Source organism: Planktothrix serta PCC 8927 (assembly GCF_900010725.2).
Classification (GTDB): domain Bacteria; phylum Cyanobacteriota; class Cyanobacteriia; order Cyanobacteriales; family Microcoleaceae; genus Planktothrix; species Planktothrix serta.
In genome coordinates this window covers 1-2,866 of the sequence record NZ_LR734834.1, presented here as the reverse complement: position 1 = coordinate 2,866, position 2,866 = coordinate 1, and the positions used below count along the sequence as shown (strand labels likewise).

General features: G+C 41.9%; 1 protein-coding gene. It reads left to right on the top strand.

Going from position 1 to position 2,866, the window contains the following annotated elements; all coding sequences use genetic code 11:
• Window positions 1–109: 109 nt before the first annotated feature.
• Window positions 110–2,866, top strand: a 2,757-nt coding sequence (locus PL8927_RS03915; RefSeq protein ID WP_083617834.1) for a tetratricopeptide repeat protein, incomplete at its 3' end; no start/stop codon positions are given.

Below are 2,866 nucleotides of genomic sequence, written 5' to 3'. Positions count from 1 at the left end.
TTTAGGGAGATAATTACTGATCATTAAAGATTGTCTCGGAACCCGCCCCTACGGTTTAATTGTGGATTATTGCTATAATCTCATCCATTGAGAACTAAATTTACCCAAAATGTCCCTAATCCCTGGACAAACGCCCTCTCGCCTCGCGTTATTCGGTACAGTTTTACTTGGGGCGACATTCTGCCCAACCCTTGCAACCATCCTAACAGGAACGGCCGCACCTGCGATTATTTCTACCTTGTCGGGTATGGTAGCGAGTGTGTTTGGGGGTTTAGTAGCGAACGATATGGGGGAGTTGGCCAAACGACTCGAAACCCAGGATAAAACGAATCATGATTTAGCGAAAGCAACGGGGGCGGCTATTGCTTTGGTGATTCTCAATTTGGCAGAAATTGAGGGAATAGATCAAACCGTTCAGAAAAATTTAAAGACCTTAGCATTAATAACTGAAAAAGAATGGTTAAAAGTCTCTTTACCAGAGACTTCAGACAAGGTTTTTTTACAAATTCCTGAGACAGAATTAGTTAAGTTAATGTCGAACAACGTTGAGGATTTTGCAACGGTTACGGCATTAACAAAAGAGATTTGGTTAGAAATCGTTAACGCTTTAGCAACGACCGCAAAAACGAATTTTCCTGATCATTGGTATTCAATAATTGCCTTTAAACTGCATCGAATGTTTCCCCAGGCGTTACGCGAAATTTTAAAACAAGATGCGGAGAAGGGCGGAAAAGCTTATGCTGCTATGTCCTTAAGTTTAATGGGGGAAATTGCAGCGTTATCCGCAGAACGGGGGGATTTTTCCACCGAACAGATAACAGAAATTAAAGCATATTTTGAGCAACTTGTCAAGGGTTCGGACAGCCAACAACAGGAATTTTTTTGTCAATTAATGCAGCAGGTGGAATCGGGTTTTGCGGTGGTGTTGGAAGCGGCAAAACAGGAGATTTTAGCGGAAATTCGAGCCGGGTTTTCGGGAGTTAATCAACGGTTAGGGGAAATTAGCGAAGATATTGATCAAATTAAGGAAATTCTCAACACTAAACCCCGATTTGGGGTATTAATTGGAGGCAATTTTAGCGGGGTTTGTGCCTATTGGCAGGGGCGAGAAAAAGAGATTGAACAATTAAAAGACTGGATACGAGATCCAGAGATTACTTTAATGGGAATTGAGGGAACGGGAGGGTTAGGAAAAACCAGTTTAGCCGAGAAGGTGTTTGATGAATTAAAAACAGAATATTCCGGCTATTGGGCGGATGTGAGTACGGGGGCAATTTTTACCGAAGTGGCGAGAAAGGTTTTAGAGTATTTTAACTTTCCAATTCCGCAACAGGAAACGGAGTTGGTTCAAGCGTTAATTAGTTGTTTACAGCAAACAAAATGTTTATTAGTGTTTGACAATTTAGAAACCTTGTTACAGGATAATGAGTTTGTAATTGGTAGTTTTTATGGTGAGTTTTTTAGAAGTTGGACGAACAAAAGAAGCGAGAGTGCGATCGTTGTCACGACACGGGAACGTCCGAATATTCGGGGGTTTAATCATTGGATATCATTAGAAGGTTTTGAGGAAACGGAAGGAGCAGCGTTTTTGCAAGGGAAGGGAATAAAAAATAATCAAGGGGAATTAAAGGCATTTTCCCGATTAGTTGATGGGTATCCGTTGTTATTGCGGTTAGTGGCAGATTTGTTGATAGATGATTCGCCCCAAAATCCTCGGTTAGAACGATTAACAGAATTAGGATTAGAGAATTTACAGCAGTTACTCACCCATCCCGATGTTAAGGGAAATCACCGCCAAAGGGAAGTGGGAATTGTGGCGGTTTTGGATGTTAGTTATCAACGTTTAAGTGAACAATTGAAAACCCTGTTAACGGCTGTGACAATATTGCGGGGTGAGTTTGATGCAGAGATAGCATTAGCGGTGTCGGGGTTGGAGAAAACGGCGGCAGAAATTCAGCAAGATTTGCGGCTGTTGGTCAGGCGATCTTGGTTATTAGAAAGCGAGAACCGTCTCTGGAGTTTTCAACCTGTGATTTTAGCTTATTTAAAGCATAAAGCCGGGGAACAAACCGCAGCCCATTTAAAGGCAATTGACTATTATCAAAATCGCTTAAAACCTCAGCAGCAATGGCAAACCCTAGATGATGTGAATGAGTATTTGCAGATTTTTTATCATTACTGTCAGTTAGGGCAATATTCTTTAGCGTTTAATACTATATACAATCAAGGTTCATATACTGGATCAGTTAATGAATTTTTGGATTTAAGTGGTTATAATTCAACTCGCGTTGAGTTGTATCATCAGTTAGTTGAAAATTGGCAACCTGAAGGGGAAGATGAAAACGGGAGACTTAGTACAGCTTGGCAGCAGTTAGGAAATGCCTCTTATTTGCTAGGGCAGTATAGTCAAGCAATTAAGTACCACGAAAAATCCTTAGAAATTGTACAGGAAATCGGCGATCGCCGTGGCATTGCTGCCTCTCTGGGAAATTTGGGCAATGCTTACGATTCATTAGGGCAATACCAACGGGCAATTGATTTCCATCAGCAATCCTTAGAAATTGAACAGGAAATCGGCAATCGCCGTGGCGTTGCTGCCTCTCTGGGGAGTTTGGGCAATGCTTACCAATCATTAGGGCAATACCAACGGGCGATCGATTTCCATCAGCAATCCTTAGAAATTAAACAGGAAATCGGCAATCGCAGTGGCGTTGCTACCTCTCTGAACAATTTGGGCAATGCTTACAATTCATTAGGGCAATACCAACAAGCAATCGATTTCTGTCAGCAATCGTTAGAAATTGCACAGGAAATCGGCAATCGCGGTGGCGTTGCTAACTCTCTGGGAGGTTTGGGCAATGCTTAC